Source organism: Gordonia sp. PvP123, assembly GCF_040547295.1.
Lineage (GTDB): Bacteria > Actinomycetota > Actinomycetes > Mycobacteriales > Mycobacteriaceae > Gordonia > Gordonia terrae.
This window is the reverse complement of the sequence record NZ_JBEPPN010000005.1, coordinates 307,261-323,281: the sequence shown is the minus strand read 5'-3', so window position 1 is coordinate 323,281 and position 16,021 is coordinate 307,261. Positions and strand designations below refer to the sequence as shown.

Below are 16,021 nucleotides of genomic sequence, written 5' to 3'. Positions count from 1 at the left end.
CCGGGTTCGGCATGCAGGGTCCCGCGCCGCGTCTGCCGGTTACGGTGTCCGGATGAGAACAGCGGTCGTCGTCGGCAGCGGACCCAACGGACTCGCAGGCGCGGTGCGCCTCGCGCAGGCAGGTCTCGACGTCACGGTCTTCGAGGCTGCCGACGAGATCGGCGGCGGGACGCGGAGCGCAGAGTTCCTCGAACCCGGCATCGTGCACGACGTCTGCTCGGCCTTCCATCCGCTCGGCGCTGCCTCGCCCTACCTTCAGACCCTCGGACTCGAGCGGTACGGGCTACGGTTTCTCAATCCCGAGATCGACGCCGCGCACCCGCTCGACGACGGCACCGCCGGCCTGTTCTATCGATCCGTCGAGAAGACCGCAGCGGGGCTGGGTCCCGACGGTCGTCGGTGGCGGGCGATGTTCGGCTCGCTCGGCGAGCATTTCGGCACCATCGCCGACGATGCGCTCGGCCCGATGCTCAGGGTGCCGCGGCATCCGTTGCGCTTCGCCGGCTTCGCGGCCCGGTCGGCACTGCCCGCGACCACGCTGGCGAGAGCCTTCTCGACGCCCCAGGCGCGGGCCCTGTTCATCGGTATCGCGGCACATCCGTTCGTCCGCCTGAACCACATCGGCACGGCCGCGGGCGGAGTCATGCTCACCGCCGCCGGACATGTCGCGGGCTGGCCGGTCGCCGAGGGCGGTTCGGCGGCGATCTCCCGTGCGCTCGCGGCCCTCCTGGAAGATCTCGGGGGCAAGATCGTCACCGGCAACCCCGTGCACTCACGTGCGCAACTCGACGCCGACATCGTCCTCTTGGATGTCGATCCCACTGCCGCGCAGCGCATTCTCGGGACCCAACAGCCCGAGCGCGTTGCGCGGGGGTACCGGCATCATCAGGCCGGACCGGCAGCGTTCAAGGTCGACTATGTGATCGACGGCGAGGTCGGCTGGACCGCACCCGGTTGTGACCGGGCGGGCGTCGTGCATCTCGGCGGCACGATGGACCAGGTCGTGAGGTCGGAGAACGCTGTGCTCGGCGGTCGGATGCCCGACGATCCCTTCGTCCTCATCGGGCAGCAGTGGTTGGCCGACCCGGGCCGGGCAAAGGGTGACCTCAAGCCCTTGTGGGCGTATGCGCATGTGCCGCAGGGATTCAGCGGCGACGCGACGGAGGCGGTGACGGCCCAGATCGAACGCTTCGCCCCGGGGTTCCGATCGCGGATCCGGGCCACGCGGAGCGCAGGCCCAGCCGATCTGCAGGCCGAGAACGCCAACTACGTCTCGGGGGACATCGGCGGCGGCCGAAACGACCTGTGGCACCTCATCGCCCGTCCGCGCCTGACGCCGAATCCCTACGCCACGGGAGTCGAGGGCGTGTACCTGTGCTCGGCCTCGACCCCACCCGGCGGCGGCGTGCACGGCATGTGCGGATTCCGTGCGGCCGAGGCGGCGCTGGCTGCTCGCTGACGCACCGCAGGTCGGGTTCTGGTCGACGGGGTCGTCACGCCCGCTGCGGCACTTCGGGCGGGATCGCCGCGAGCAGCTTGCGGGTGTAGTCGGTCGCCGGGTCGTGCAGGATCTCCGACGCCGGTCCGCTCTCGACGACCTTCCCCTCCTGCATCACCGCGACGGTGTCGCTGATCTGCTCGACGACGGCCAGGTCGTGCGCGATGAACAGGTAGGTGAGGTTCTTCTCGCGCTGCAGCTCGGCGAGCAGGTCCAGCACGCTGGCCTGCACGGAGACATCGAGCGACGCGGTCGACTCGTCGAGGATCAGGATCTCGGGGTCCGAGGCCAGCGCACGCGCGATGCTCACCCGCTGCCGCTGTCCGCCGGACATCTCGTGCGGATAGCGGTCGAGGAACGACGCGTCCAGGCTGACGTCGGCGAGCAGCTGCTCGGCGCGTTGCCGCATCCCGTTGCGGCTGTCGGCCAGGCCGTGCGTCCGCAACGGTTCGGCGATCGACGCGGCCACGGTCATGCGGGGGTCGAGTGATGCAGCCGGGTCTTGGAAGACCATCGCGACCCGACGCCGGAGCAGGGCCTCGTCGGAGCCACCGACTCCGACGGCCTCCACCTGTCGGCCGTCGACGGTGACCGCGACGCTGCCCCGGACCGTCGTCCCCTGACCGGAGGTGATGAGTCCGGTGATGACACCCGCGATGGTCGATTTGCCCGAACCCGACTCACCGACGATGCCCAGGGTGCGACCGCGGGCGACGTCGAGATCGACACCGTCGACGGCGTGCACCACCTGCCGTCCCGACGGACCGCGGACCACGTAGTCGACGCCCAGCCCCGTGACACGTAACAGGGGGTCGGCATCGATCCGCTTCTCGAGGGCCGGGGCGTCGCCGCGCTCCACGACCTTGCTCAGCAGCGGACGCGAATCGAGCAGCGTGCGAGTGTAATCGTCCTGCGGATCGTCGAACAGCGTTGCGACGTCGCTGCTCTCGACGATCCGCCCCTCGCGCATGACCATCACGCGGTCGGCGATCCGACCGATGACGCCGAGGTCGTGGCTGATCCACAGGACCGCCATTCCGCGTTCGCGCTGGAGTTCGGCGACGAGGTCGACGATCTGCGCCTGCGTGGTGACGTCGAGTGCGGTGGTGGCCTCGTCGGCCATGAGCAGCTCGGGGTCACAGGCGAGCGCGATGGCGATCATCACGCGCTGCCGCTGGCCGCCGGACAACTGGTGGGGATAGGAACGCAGGCGGTTCTCGGGATCGGGGAGGTTCACGTCGCGCAGCAGCTTCAGCGCGCGCTCCCGCGCCTCGGCACGCGTGAGGCCGAGATGGCGGCGCGGGCCCTCGGTGAGCTGCTGCTCGACGGTGAGCAGGGGATTGAGACTCGACGACGGGTCCTGGAAGACGAATCCGACGCGCGAACCGTGCAGTGCTCGAAGTTTCGACGGTGTGGCGCCGACGATCTCGGTGTCACCGAGAACCGCCGAGCCGTGGACATAGGCGCTCGGCGCGTCGAACAGTCCGGTCGCCGACAGGACGCTCAGCGACTTGCCCGATCCGCTCTCCCCGACGATGCCGAGCGTCTCACCCGGCGCGACGGAGAAGCTGATGCCGTGCACGATCTCGCGCGGGCCGACACCGACGACGAGATCCTCGACGCGCAGCACCGAACCGTCGGGTTCGCGGCGCTTCCCGGTCGTGGGTCTTGTCACCGTCGGCGACCTGCGCTCGTGCCCCCGGTTGCGCAACAGCGTGCGCTGACGCGGGTCGAGTACGTCGCGGACCCCATCGCCCACGAGGTTGAACGCGAAGACCGTCACCAGGATGGCCAGACCGGGAAAGACGCCCATCCACCACGCGGTGGTGATGAATCCCTGTGCGTCGAAGAGCATCCGGCCCCACGACGGGTCGGGCGGTTGAACACCGAGGCCGAGGAACGACAGTGCCGCCTCCGACAGGATCGCGAACGCCAGCGAGATCGAGGTCTGGACGATGACCGGTCCGGAGATGTTCGGCAGCACATGGCGTGCCAGGATCGCCGGCGTTCGCACACCCATCGTGCGTGCCGCCTGGACGTACTGGGTCTGCCTCACCCGCAACGTGTCCGCCCGGGCGACGCGGGCGAAGATCGGTATGTACACGACGCCGATCGCGATCATCGCCGAGGTGACGCCTGGCCCCAGGACGGCGACGATGGCCAGCGCCAGCAGCAGGACCGGGAACGAGAACACGACGTCGACGATGCGCATGAGCGCCGTGTCGAGGACACCACCCGCGAAACCCGCGACCATGCCGAGGATCACGCCGACGGTGAGGGAGATGGCCACCGCGATGACCGCCACCCGCATGCTCACCGACGCGGCGAGCACGACCCGCGAGAAGACGTCGCGACCCAGGTCGTCGGTGCCGAACAGGTGCGACCAGCTCGGCGCCTGCAGCGCGTTCGGGACGTCGATCTCGTTGGCGCCGTAAGGAGCGATGAGTGGACCGAATACTGCACAGACCAGCACGACCGCGATGATGACGAGCCCGATCACCGATGTGCGATTGCGCAACAGCAGGCGCCAGGCCGAGTCGGTCGGCGCGCCGGAGCCCGATGCCCTGGTGGCCGACTCGTCGGCGGTGCCCGGCTCGGGAGGATCGGGTGAGGTGAGGGTCATGACAGTCGGATCCTGGGATCGATGACGGCGTAGAGGATGTCGACGACGAGGTTGACGACCAGGAAGATCACCGCGATGAGCAGGATCGCGCCCTGCAGGACCGGGTAGTCACGGGCGGCGACGGAGTCGTAGACCAGCAGGCCCAGCCCGGGCCAGGCGAACACGACCTCGACGACGATGACACCGCCCAAGAGGCCGGCGAATTGGATACCGGAGATCGTCAGGACGGGTACGAGCGCGTTGCGGCCGACGTGGTCGAGCATGACCTTTCTGGTGCTCAGACCCTTGGACTCCGCGGTGGTGACGAACTGCGCGTTGACCACGTCGAGCACGGACGAACGGACGTACCGGGTCATGATCGCCCCCGTGACCACCCCGACCGTGATCGCCGGGAGCACAAGGTGTTCGAGCCATCCGAGCGGGTCGTCGGCGAAGGGTTGATACCCGGCGGAGGGCAGCCAACCGAGCGCGGTGGAGAACAGCCCGATCAGCAGGATGCCCATCCAGAAGTCGGGCACGGAGATCCCGAACTGACTCACGACGCGAATGACGTTGTCGGCCATACGCCCTTCGCGCAGTGCGGCCCAGAATCCCAGCGGGACGGCGATGAGCAGCGCGACGACGATCGCCGCGGTCGCCAGTGTGATGGTGGCGGGGAGCCTTTCGAACAGCATCGTCGTCACCGGTTCGCTGTTGCGGAAGCTGACTCCGAGATCGCCGGTGAAGGCGTTTCCGACGTAGTTGACCAGCTGCGTGGCCAGTGGCTGGTCGAGACCCGACGCGCTGCGCAGCGCCTCATACGATTCCGGCGTGTAGCGGGTGCCCAGGGCGATGCGCACCGGATCGCCCGGGACGATCTGCATCAGGAAGAAGACCGCGACGATCACGCCGAGAAGCACTGCGACCGTGTAGAGAAGCCGCACGAGGATGAAACGCAGCAGCGGTGAATGCAGTGCTGTCACTCAGCTCCTCTCCAACCGGGCATCGCGGAACCGGATGGCCTTGTCGGGGCGGACGACGTATCCCTGCAGCTGTGTCACGAAGGCCTGTGTCGACGACGGGTTGTAGAGGTAGAGATAGCTGACGTCGTCGGCGATGATGCTCGCGGCGTCGGCATATGTCTGTTTGCGCGTCGCGACGTCGAGTTCGGTGCGGCCACGGTCCAACAGCGCGTCGACCTCGGGGTTCGAGTACTTCTGTGAGTTCGAGGTGCCCTCGGAATGGTGTTGGGCGTAGTAGAAATCGTCCGGGTCGATGTTGCCCAGCCAACCGAGTAGCAGAGCGTCGAAGTCGCCTGCCGCCTGACGGTCGAGCCACGCCCCGAAGTCGAGCTGTTCGATCTTGACCGTGATGCCCACGTCCTCCAGGTTCGAGGCGATCACCTGTGCCGCGGTCACCGTCTCGGGATACTCGGTGGTGACCATGAGCCGCATGTCGAGGCCGCGGATACCGGCCTGGCGCAACAGTTCTTTCGATTTCGCCACTGCGGCGTCGCGATCGAGGCCCGCGGTGTAGCGGTCATATGGGGCGAACCAGGGACTGGTCGACGGGATGGCGAGCTGATTCGGTGTCGCGGTCCCGTATCCCACGACCTGAGCGATGGACTCGCGATCGAGCGCGTAGGCCACGGCTTGCCGGACCCGGGTGTCCCCGAACGGTTCGGCGTCGAAGTGCATCGTGACGTACCAGTAGTCGTTGGCGACCACGGTGCCCACGTCGAGTGTGTCGTCGCGGCGCAGGATGCTCAGCTGCTGAGCGGGAATGGCGTCGGTCCAGTCGATCTCACCGGACCGCAGTGCCGATACCGCGGTGGTGCCCTGCGAGATGAAGCTGAAGTGGACGCCGTCGACGGCGGGTGCGCCACCCCAGTAGTCGGGGTTGGCCGCGAGGACGATCGAGGCGCCGGGGGAGCGGGAGACGAAGCGGAACGGGCCTGTTCCCACGGGTGTGGTGGCGATCTCGCCGGATTCGACGTTGCGGCGGTTCACGATGGCCAGGCCCTTGAACCCGCCGATGCTGGTGAGGAGATTGGGCGTGGGAGCGGTGACGGTGAACCTGACCCGGCGTTCGTCGAGCGCGGTGATCGAGGCGATGGCATCGAGTTTGTATGCGTTGGAGAGCTCTTCGTCGATGATCCGACGGAAGGAGTATTCGACGTCGGCCGCGGTGAGTGGGTCGCCGTTGTGGAACGTGACCCCGTCGCGCAGGGTGAAGTCCCAGTTCAACCCGTCGGCGTCGACCACCCAGCTCTCGGCCAGGGCAGGCCGCATCTGCAGCTTCTCGTCGGGCTCGACGAGGGTGTCGAAGACGTTCTCGAGAACTTCGAACGTGAAGTAGGAACTCGATTTCTGCGGATCGAGCTGATCGGGCTCACCCGCGATGGCTGCCTTGATCGTGTTGGCGGTGTCCGATGATCCACCACCGCATGCGGCCAGGAGTGACGCGCCGAGGATCGTCGTGCCCGCGACACCGGCGACCCGGAAGAATCCGCGCCTGCTCAGCGACGACGGCATCGACCCCGCGGCCGAATCGGTCATCGCTGTCCTCCCGCCCGAGGTGTTCACTCACCGGGGTGTGCGCACTTGTCCGTTCGTGCAGTCTGCCCCAGGGTCGGGGGTGGTGCAACAACGGTGGCGGTGGCGCGTCGGGTTCATGCGGTGCGTCGAGTCCGGTGGGCGGGCTCCAATTTCAGCCGTTGACCTTGGCGATCACGTTGTCGGCGTACCAGTTCAGGTGATCGATCTTGGTCTGCAGCGGCTCGGTGTCCTCGCCCATGACGTAGGGGAGCCGGAAGCCGACGATCACGTCGGTGATCCCCTTGTCTTCCAGTCGCTTACAACCATCGACCGTATAGGCGTCCATCGAGATGACGTGGATCTCGAACGGGTCGTTGGTCTTGCCCTCGGCCTTGCGGATCTCGGCGATCCGGTCGAGGAGCGTGTCGAGTTCCTCGGGCGGCCCGCCACCGTGCATCCAGCCGTCGCCTCGGATGACCGCACGACGCAGTGCGGCGTCGGCATGTCCGCCGACGAGCAGCGGGATGGGCTCGGTGGGCGCGGGGGTCATCTTGATCTTCGGGATGTCGTAGAACTCGCCGTGGAACTCGAAGTACTCGCCGGTGGTGAGACCGCGGATGATGTCCATGCACTCGTCCATCCGTTTACCGCGACGCTTGAAGTCCACGCCCATGAAGTCGTAGTCCTCGGGCCACGGGCTGGTGCCCACACCCATCGCGAACCGGTTGTTCGTCAGATAGGCCACCGAGCTCGCCTGCTTGGCGACGAGCGCCGGCGGCCGGACCGGCAGTTTCACCACGAAGGGCGTGAAACGGATGGTCGAGGTGACCGCACCGAGAGCAGCGGCCTGGATGAACGTCTCGATGAACGCCTTGCCGTCGAGGAACTCGCGGTTGCCGTCGGGGGTGTACGGATACTTCGCGTCCGACTCCTCGGGATAGGCGAGTGAGTCGGGAATGGTGAAACCGGCGTACCCGGCCGACTCCGCGGCCTGCGCGAGCGGCGCGTAATACGACGGATCGGTCATGGCCTCGGCGAAGGTGAACCGCATCATGCTCCTCGGGACGGCAAGTGGAACTGCCCTCACAGTAGAACACGTTCTAGTTACGTGGCATGAAGTTCGTCATTATGGCAGGTGGGCGCCGCCCGGACGGCACTCTTGCTCCAACTGACCGATCGGTCTAATATTCGTCCATGCGGTCAGGATCAGCTACGGGTCGGACGTTTGCCGACGAGGCAAGGCGACGTCAGATCGTGGCGTGTGCCATCGAGTTGATCGCCGAGGTGGGGTATCCGACGGCGTCGCTGGCAAAGATCGCAGAACGCGCCGGAATTGCGAAAAGTGCTGTCCTGTATCACTTTCGTGACAAGGACGAACTGGTTTCGGCGATCGTCGAAACAGTCTTCGAGGCGTCGGCCACGACAATGATTCCCCGTATCGTCGCGCAGACGAGCGCGACCGACCGTTTGCGCGCCTACATCGAGTCGAACGGCGAGTTCCTGGATGTCCACCGGCAAGAGGCCGTCGCGCTGTACGAGATCTCGGTGAGCTACCGGGACAAACGGGGTCTCCGGTTCGATCAGGCCGTGCAAGCATCCGTTGACGATGCCGGCGTCCCTCCGGAGCTCGCGCTGCTCGATCCGTTGTCCATCCTCGGCGACGGAATCCGAGACGGCGAATTCGATGCCACCGCAGCACCGGCGGTGGTGAAGAGCATCGTCCGCTCTTCTCTTGACGGCGTGGTCCGCGAACTGGCGCGTGACAGTGACTACGACGTCCTCGGTCACACGTCGGCACTGGCCTCGATCATCATCTCGGCGATCGGAAGATGACCATGAGCACACGAATCACCATCCTGGCTTTCGGCACGCGGGGGGACGTCGGGCCCATGACCGGTCTGGCGGCGGGACTCGCGGACCACCTGGGCGCGACAGTGGCGATCGCCGCGCAGCGTCCCTACGAATCGATGATCACCGGGTCCGGGTTCGAGTACCGACATCTCCCGCGGGACACCGAGGCCGATACTCGTGCGTCGACGTACGGACAGGCCATGGTCGACGGGCGCCGACTCAAACCCTCCAAGGAGGCGCTCGAGGGTATGCGCGAGGATCTCCGCGGCGTCGGCGAGGCGATGGCCGTTGCCGCTGAGGACGCCGACCTGATTCTCTGCGGCGGTCCGGTCGGCACGATGCTCGGTTGGCACGTTGCCGAGGCAAGCGGGCGGCCGAGTGCCGCGGTGGTCCTACAACCGTCGTATCCCACCGGGAACTTTGCGCCACCGCCACTCGGCACACGTTCATACGGTCGCTGGGGAAACCGTGCGGCGTGGAATCTGGCCGCCGCCGGTGAGAAGTTCTTCGCGCCCCTGATCGATGACCTCCGTCGGACCCTGGGTCTGCCCGCTCAGTCAGTCGGCGCTCGTCGGCGCCTGCAACGACGCTGGACCCAGCTGTGTGGGTTCAGCAGTCACGTTGTGCCGACTCCGCGTGATTGGCCGGCTCATGTGCACACGACCGGATACTGGTGGCCTGTGGACAGTTCCGTCGCGAAGCCTTCCGCCGAGCTACTCGACTTCCTCGACGACGGTCCTCCACCGGTATTCGTCGGCCTCGGCAGTACAGCCATCAGCAACGGCGAAGAAATCAGTACGATCATCGCGGACGCGCTGCGCCACACCGGTCGAAGAGGTGTCGTACAGCGCGGGTGGGCTCGACTGGATGGTGGCAACGACACCACAACACTGCACACCATCGATGATGTGTCCCATGCGTGGCTCTTTCCGCGGACTGCCGGGGTGGTACACCACTGTGGAGCGGGGACCACTGCCTCGACATTGCGATCGGCAACCCCCTCTATCGCCTTGCCCGGCATCATGGATCAGCCGTTCTGGGCTCACCGTCTGCAGCAACTGGGGTGTTCCCCCCGCTCGGTTCCGCGCAGCACACTGATCGCCGGGCGGCTCAGCGAAGCGATCACCGAGGCGGTCGACGATGGCCGATACCGCCACGCTGCGACCGAGCTCTCGGCCAAGCTGTCCTCCGAGGACGGGCCGCTGGCCGCGGCCCGGGTGGTGGAAGCTTTGCTCTAGCGCAGAGCCTTCAGCGGATTGGCTGCCGTCGCGCCGGGGCCGGCGTGCACGCGAAGGTCGCCGACGGCGATGTGCTCGCCGCACGCCGAGCACGTCGGTTCCACGGTCATGGTCTGCCCGCACGAATGGGTGGACACCACCGGCGCACCGTCTTCCGCGGTCCACTTGTCGCCCCACTGACGCAGCGCGGCCAGGACGGTCCAGAGGTCGCGCCCCTTCTCGGTGAGGCGGTAGTCGTAGCGCACCGGGTTGTCTTGATACGGCTCCTTGGTCAGGACGCCGTGCTCCACGAGGGTGTCCAGTCGCTGTGTCAGGACGTTCCGGGCGATGCCGAGGCGAGACGAGAACTCGTCGAAGCGCGTCACGCCGAACATCGCGTCCCGAACGATGAGCAGCGTCCACCATTCACCGACGACCTCCAATGTCTGGGCGATCGAGCAGTTCATCTCGGCGAACGAGGCGCGGCGCATGAAATCCAGACTAGTGGGTTGCGTGACGCAACTCAACCTGCTTGCATGAGTTGCGTGAAGCAACTCAGCAGGCACAGCCCTGTCGACGACGGATTGTCGGACAGTTTCGGAGCGACCCCGACCGGCGATGGCCGTTGGTCGGCGACCATCGACCCCTCCTGGTGGGGGTGGTCGGGTCCGCACGGCGGTGCGATCGCGGCGTTGGCCGTCCGGGTCGGTGCCGATGCGGCGCCCGACGTATCGGTGCGCGCTCTCGATCTGCGGTTTGTCGGCAAGCCGGACGGCGGGGAGTTGCTCCTGACGCCGTCGGTTCGGGAGGTCGGTCGGTACACCCGGATCGTCGATGTCACGGTCACGCAGGCCGGTGTCGAGGTCGCGACGGCGTCGGTCACCGCGGGACGCGTCGGCGATGCGGAGATCACGGATGTCGTCGATCGGATCTCGGGCGTGCCTGGTCCGGAAGGACTGGCCGCGTTCATGATTCCAGCCGACATCGTGCCCATGGGTGCGCATTTGGACCTGCGGCCGGTCGACGGTCCGCTGCCGCTCACCGGCGCGAGCGAGTCGTGGATGCGCGCCTGGATCACCACTCGCACCCCGATGGCCGTCGATGCCGCCTACCTAGCTCTGCTCGCAGACTGTCTGCCGCCCGCGGTGTTCCCGACTCTGACTGCGCCCCTGGCGCTTCCGACGGTCGCCTTCTCCATGCACGTGACCGCCCCGTCGGACGATCCGACCCCCGCGCCGGTTCTCGTCCACACTCGTAACACGTCGACGTCCGGCGGGTGGTCGGTGGACGACACCTCGCTGCGCGACCGCAACGGCCGACTCCTGGCCTCCGCACGCCAGAGTCGTCGCGTTCTCGGATGGCCGACCCGATGACCGCCACGCGTGTCGGAACATCCACCCCGGCCACACTTCACGCGCGTCCGGGCATCGTCCTGCTCATCCTGTCCGGGGCCGCGTTCATGGCCAGCCTCGATGTGTTCATCGTCAACGTGGCCTTCGACGACATCGGTGCCGACTTCGCCGACGCGACGCTGTCGCAGATGTCGTGGATCCTCAACGCCTATGCGATTCTGTATGCCGCACTGCTGGTTCCGGCCGGGCGGATCGTCGACCGGTACGGTCGCAAGGGTGGATTCCTACTCGGTCTGGCGATCTTCACCGTCGCGAGTGCCGCATGTGCTGCAGCGCAGGGGGTGTGGTGGCTGGTGGCATTCCGGGCGCTGCAGGCGCTCGGCGCGGCGATCCTGACCCCGGCGAGTCTGGGGTTGGTGGTCTCGACGATCCCGCCAGAGCGCCGCGCCCGGTCGGTCCGCATCTGGGCCGCCACCGGGGCACTCGCCGCTGCGTTCGGACCGGCTGTCGGCGGGTTGCTCGTCGAGGCGTCGTGGCGCTGGGTCTTCCTGGTGAACATCCCGGTGGGTGTGGCAGCCCTCGTCGCCGGGGCTGTTGTGCTGGCCCGTCCACGGAACGACTCGGTCAGCGGCTTTCCGGATGCACTGGGTGCGACGCTGCTCGTCGTGTCGGTCGGTGCGCTCACGCTCGGCCTGGTCCAGGGAAGTGAGTGGGGCTGGTCGGACTTCCGGATCACCGGGGCATGGGTGATCGCCGTGGTGGCTCTGGTGGGGTTCATCGTCAGTTCGATGCACCACGACGAACCGGTCATCGCGCCGGCTCTGCTCCGGGTCCGGGCGTTCTCCGTCGCCAACGTGACGATGCTCCTGTTCTCGATCCCGTTTGCCGGCGCACTGCTCGCGAATATTCTGTGGCTGCAGCAGGTCTGGGGCTTCTCGCCGATCGCGACGGGGCTCGCGGTGTCGACCGGACCGCTGATGGTCCCGATCTTCGCGGCCGTCTCCCATCGTCTCAGCGCACGCGTGCCGGTCGGTGTGCTCGTCGCAATCGGGTGCGCATTGTTCGGGCTCGGCATCGTGCTCGTCGCCCTGTCGGTCGACGCCACACCCGATTTCGCATCGGAGATCTTGCCGGGGTGGCTGATCGGTGGCGTGGGAGTGGGATTCGCGTTGCCGTCGATCCTGTCGTCGGCGACCGCCGACCTACCCGCTGATCAGGCGGCGACGGGGAGCGCGGTGGTGAACATGAGTCGCCAGATCGGCATGTCCCTCGGCGTCAGCCTGCTGGTCGCGATCATCGGTACGTCGGTCGTGTACACAGACGTGCACCAGTCGTTCGTGACCGCGTGGTGGGTTCTCGCGGGAATCGCTGCGCTGGGGGCGATCTCGGCCCTGGGTATGACACCGCGGCATGGTGCTCCCTGATCCGAAAGAAGAGCCCCCTCTGCTCCCTGAGGTGCGAGGAGCGCAAGCGACGAGCCTCGAAGGGCTCGGTCACGTGCCTCGCAGGGCCCTTCGAGGCTCGCTTCGCTCGCACCTCAGGGAGCGTGGGCGGGCTCGTTTCACCTCAGGGAGTAGAGCAGGATCTAGCCCTCAGGGCCGCGTGAACCGTTCCCGGCGACCGAGGCCGCGGAGTCGTACCCACTCGGCGAACCCCTTCGGATCGCGTTGCTGCACAAGGAAGAACCATCCGAACCGGGCGTACTCCTGGGGCAGCAGCTTCCGGAGTCCGGGCTGGCTCATCAGATAACCGCGGTTGCGGTACGTGAAGAACCGTTTGGTCTCGTTGTCCGGGTACTGGGTGTGCATGCGACCGCCGAGAATCGGGCGGAACTCTGCCGACCCGTCCGGGTGCAGGTAGCCCGCGCGCAGGCATGTCCCGAACCGCACACCGGATCGCACCAGACGACGGTGCACCTCGACCTCGTCGCCGCGGAAGAACAGTCGTAGGTCCGGAACACCCACTTGCTCAAGGCAGTACGCGGAGAACAGTGCACCGTTGAACAGGGACGCGATGCCCGGCAACAGATCATCGGACTGCGCCTCACCGTCGGCAAAGAGCTCTGACCGCTTCCGCCGCCACACGAGCCCACGACGCAGCGGGAAGGCGAGCGTGTCCGGGTCGTCGAGGTTGGCGACCACCGGCGACACCTCGTCGAGCTGATGGCGCTCGGCGCAGTCCAGGAGCGTCGAGAGCACGGTCGGTCCGTCGGGGCGCCCGTCGTCGTCGGCGCACCAGACCCAGTCGGCGCCGAGGGCGAGCGCGTGCAGCATGCCGAGGGCGAAGCCGCCGGCGCCGCCGAGGTTGCGCTGCGAACCGAGGTACGTCGTCGGAACCCGCTGTGCGGCAACCAGTGCGGCCACCTCGGGTTCGTCGGCGTTGTCGACGACGATCAAGTGGTCGACGGGCCGATCCTGTCCGGACACCACGGCAAGTGACTCCGCCAGCAACTCGACGCGACGGTGGGTGACCACCACCGCGATCACCTTCTGGCCGGCACCGGCGTCGGTCACTCCGGCTTCCCCTGCGCGTCGGACTTCTCGAGATCGGCGATCACTTTCCGGACATGCGCCGCGGCGTCGGGTCCCTCGTACGCGCCGACGACCTCTTCGATGCCGCCTTCCATCCGGACCTGACCGTGGTCGATCCACAGGGCGCGGTCGCAGAGCTGGGCCAGGAACTCGTTGGAATGGCTGGCGAACACCAGGATTCCCGACCGTTCGACGAGCGCCTGGAGCCGACCGCGTGCCTTGCGCATGAAGTCGGCGTCGACCGCACCGATGCCCTCGTCGAGGATGAGGATCTCGGGATCGATGGAGGTCACGACGCCGAGCGCGATACGCACGCGCATACCGGTGGAGTAGGTGCGCAACGGCATCTGCAGGTAGTCACCGAGCTCGGTGAACTCCGCGATGTCGTCGATCTTCTTCAGCATCTCCTTGCGGGTCATGCCCAGGAACATGCCGCGGATGATGATGTTCTCGTAGCCGGAGATCTCCGGGTCCATGCCGACGCCGAGGTCGAAGACGGGTGCGACGCGGCCGTGCACCCGGCACGCGCCGCGGGTGGGTTCGTAGATGCCGGAGAGCAGGCGCAGCAGCGTCGACTTGCCTGCGCCGTTGTGTCCGACCAGGCCGACCCGGTCGCCGTGCGTCAGATGCAGGTTGATGTCCTTGAGCGCCTCGACGACCACCACGTTCGACTCGGTGGAACCGATCACGCCGCCGGCCGCGCCGATGACCGACTTCTTCAGCGAGCGCGTCTTGGCGTCGAAGATGGGGAAGTCGACGCACGCATCCCACGTGTCGACCCGGACCCGATCGTCGACGGGGTTGATGTTCTTGGCCATCTCGATTCCGTCCCTACACCCAGTACGCCACGCGGGCCCGGTAGTTGCGCATCACCAGCATCGCCAGCACCCAGCCGACGGCGGTGCAGCCCAGGACGACGGCCCAGTGATAGAACTCCACCGGCTCACCCAGCAGCGGCCCACGTGCGATCTCCAGGTAATGGAACATCGGGTTCAGCTCGACGAGCTTCAGCCGCGACGACGTCTCGCCCGTCGAATTGCCCAGGCTCTGGGTGGTCCAGATGATCGGCGTCATGAAGAACACCAGCTGCACCACCGTGGTCAGGAGTTGGCCGATGTCGCGGAACCGCGTCGACAAGATACCGAAGACGATGGTCACCCAGATCGAGTTCAGCACGTAGAGCACCAGCGCGGGGACGATCAGCGTCACCGTCCAATTGAGCGGCGGCGGAAAGATCAGGAACAGGATGACGATGATGACGACGTTGTGGGCGAAGATGATCAGCGCTCGCCACACGACCCGGTAGACGTGCACGCTCACCGGGGCCGGGAGCTGCTTGATCAGGCCCTCGTTCTTCGAGAAGACTTCCGCACCCTCGAGGATCGAGCTCTGGATGAAGTTCCAGAAGATGAAGCCGAGTGCGACGTACGGCAGGAACACCTTGATGTCCATGCCGAACAACTCGCCGTAGAGCAGGCCCATCGCGATGGCGGTCACACCGGTTGCGATGACGATCCACAGCGGTCCCAGCACCGAACGGCGGTAGCGCTGCTTGATGTCCTGCCAACCGAGATGGAACCACAGCTCGCGGCTTGCGAAACCGTCGCCGAGGTCCTTGACCGCGCGCGCGAAGCTGCGCGAATCGGACCCCTCGGGACGCGCGGGAATCGCGTCGTCGTCTACTACCGCTGACACGAGGAGTCAGCGTACCCGTCGGCCCATTTGCTGCTCCCCGCTGGTTGAGCAGGCGACGAGCGCAGCCGCAGGGGCGAGCAAGCGGCCAAGGAGCGCGTCGAGGTCGAGGAGCCGTGTGGAAGCCACTCGACCCGACCCACAGCTGTCAGAGGTACTGCCCGGTGCTGTGACCTGGACCGCCGGGCGCGGGCATCCCGGGCGGGAGTGCGCCCTGTCGCATCTGCTCGAGCTGCGCGCGGGCGGCCATCTGCTGGGCGAACAGTGCGGTCTGGATGCCGTGGAACAGGCCCTCGAGCCAACCGACGAGCTGGGCCTGTGCGATACGCAGTTCGGCATCCGACGGGGTGCCCTCGTCGGAGAACGGGAGGGCGAGCCGCTCGAGCTCTTCACGGAGCTCCGGCGCGAGCCCCTCTTCGAGTTCACGGACCGACGACTGGTGGATCTCACGCAGGCGGTTGCGCGACGCGTCGTCGAGCGGAGCCGCGCGAACCTCTTCGAGCAGCTGCTTGATCATCGTGCCGATCCGCATGACCTTGGCGGGCTGCTCGACCATGTCGGCGACGCTGGTCGATTCCGACGACTCGTCGCCCGTCTGCCCGTCCGTCCCCGCGCCGACGATGATCACGTTGTCGGAGTCGCCGGCCGAGCCGAACGGTCCTGGGGTCGGGCCGGGTCCTGGAGTGCCTTCGATAGCCATGGGCTCCATTGTGCCCGGACACCGCGAAACGGCAGATCGCC

General features: G+C 67.0%; 14 protein-coding genes. 5 read left to right on the top strand and 9 right to left on the bottom strand.

From position 1 onward, the window contains the following. Nucleotides 1-52 precede the first annotated feature (52 nt). On the top strand, nucleotides 53-1,459 hold the full coding sequence (locus ABIC25_RS11870) for a phytoene desaturase family protein (protein WP_354561551.1): 1,407 nt from the start codon (nucleotides 53-55) through the stop codon (nucleotides 1,457-1,459). Between the two features lie 34 nt (nucleotides 1,460-1,493). Here ABIC25_RS11870 and ABIC25_RS11865 read toward each other — a convergent pair whose 3' ends face one another. The 4 genes from ABIC25_RS11865 to ABIC25_RS11850 form a co-directional block, all read right to left on the bottom strand. Then, nucleotides 1,494-4,121 (bottom strand): dipeptide ABC transporter ATP-binding protein, encoded by a 2,628-nt coding sequence (locus tag ABIC25_RS11865; protein WP_354561550.1) that lies wholly within the window; start codon nucleotides 4,119-4,121, stop codon nucleotides 1,494-1,496. Further along, nucleotides 4,118-5,083, bottom strand: coding sequence for an ABC transporter permease (locus tag ABIC25_RS11860; protein WP_064571941.1), 966 nt, complete (start codon nucleotides 5,081-5,083; stop codon nucleotides 4,118-4,120). The genes ABIC25_RS11865 and ABIC25_RS11860 overlap by 4 nt, the downstream gene beginning before the upstream one ends. Beyond that, a complete protein-coding gene (locus ABIC25_RS11855) occupies nucleotides 5,084-6,658 on the bottom strand; it encodes an ABC transporter substrate-binding protein (protein ID WP_354561548.1) in 1,575 nt (524 codons plus the stop codon). 151 nt (nucleotides 6,659-6,809) lie between these two features. Next, entirely contained in the window at nucleotides 6,810-7,688 is an 879-nt protein-coding gene (locus ABIC25_RS11850; RefSeq protein ID WP_101820724.1) for a TIGR03619 family F420-dependent LLM class oxidoreductase, read from the bottom strand. 143 nt (nucleotides 7,689-7,831) lie between these two features. On the opposite strand from ABIC25_RS11850, the gene ABIC25_RS11845 reads away from it, so the two are divergent. Beyond that, nucleotides 7,832-8,470 carry a TetR/AcrR family transcriptional regulator gene (locus ABIC25_RS11845; protein ID WP_354561546.1) on the top strand — a complete coding sequence of 213 codons (639 nt, stop codon included), beginning with the start codon at nucleotides 7,832-7,834 and terminating at the stop codon, nucleotides 8,468-8,470. 2 nt (nucleotides 8,471-8,472) lie between these two features. Then, nucleotides 8,473-9,726 (top strand): glycosyltransferase, encoded by a 1,254-nt coding sequence (locus ABIC25_RS11840; RefSeq protein ID WP_354561545.1) that lies wholly within the window; start codon nucleotides 8,473-8,475, stop codon nucleotides 9,724-9,726. Here the strand turns inward: ABIC25_RS11840 and ABIC25_RS11835 are convergent. Further along, nucleotides 9,723-10,196, bottom strand: a complete 474-nt coding sequence (locus tag ABIC25_RS11835; RefSeq protein ID WP_354561543.1) for a winged helix-turn-helix transcriptional regulator — start codon at nucleotides 10,194-10,196, stop codon at nucleotides 9,723-9,725. The two genes, ABIC25_RS11840 and ABIC25_RS11835, sit on opposite strands and share 4 nt — an antisense overlap. Before the next feature lie 54 nt (nucleotides 10,197-10,250). Here ABIC25_RS11835 and ABIC25_RS11830 point away from each other — a divergent pair, with 54 nt between their 5' ends. Beyond that, nucleotides 10,251-11,078: an acyl-CoA thioesterase gene (locus ABIC25_RS11830; protein WP_354561676.1), complete on the top strand. Its 828-nt coding sequence runs from the start codon at nucleotides 10,251-10,253 to the stop codon at nucleotides 11,076-11,078. Next, a complete protein-coding gene (locus tag ABIC25_RS11825) occupies nucleotides 11,063-12,481 on the top strand; it encodes an MFS transporter (protein ID WP_435529071.1) in 1,419 nt (472 codons plus the stop codon). Before ABIC25_RS11830 ends, ABIC25_RS11825 begins: the two co-directional genes overlap by 16 nt. A gap of 168 nt (nucleotides 12,482-12,649) precedes the next feature. Here ABIC25_RS11825 and glfT1 read toward each other — a convergent pair whose 3' ends face one another. From glfT1 to ABIC25_RS11805, 4 genes are all read right to left on the bottom strand, one after another. After that, nucleotides 12,650-13,570 carry a galactofuranosyltransferase GlfT1 gene (gene glfT1, locus ABIC25_RS11820; protein ID WP_354561539.1) on the bottom strand — a complete coding sequence of 307 codons (921 nt, stop codon included), beginning with the start codon at nucleotides 13,568-13,570 and terminating at the stop codon, nucleotides 12,650-12,652. After that, a complete protein-coding gene (gene wzt, locus ABIC25_RS11815; RefSeq protein WP_354561537.1) occupies nucleotides 13,567-14,406 on the bottom strand; it encodes a galactan export ABC transporter ATP-binding subunit Wzt/RfbE in 840 nt (279 codons plus the stop codon). Before wzt ends, glfT1 begins: the two co-directional genes overlap by 4 nt. A gap of 13 nt (nucleotides 14,407-14,419) precedes the next feature. Further along, nucleotides 14,420-15,283, bottom strand: a complete 864-nt coding sequence (wzm, locus tag ABIC25_RS11810) for a galactan export ABC transporter permease subunit Wzm/RfbD (RefSeq protein WP_354561536.1) — start codon at nucleotides 15,281-15,283, stop codon at nucleotides 14,420-14,422. A 145-nt stretch (nucleotides 15,284-15,428) separates the two neighbouring features. Beyond that, the gene (locus ABIC25_RS11805; protein WP_101820726.1) at nucleotides 15,429-15,980 is read right to left on the bottom strand and encodes a bacterial proteasome activator family protein; all 552 of its coding nucleotides are present in this window, start codon (nucleotides 15,978-15,980) and stop codon (nucleotides 15,429-15,431) included. Nucleotides 15,981-16,021: the final 41 nt, after the last annotated feature.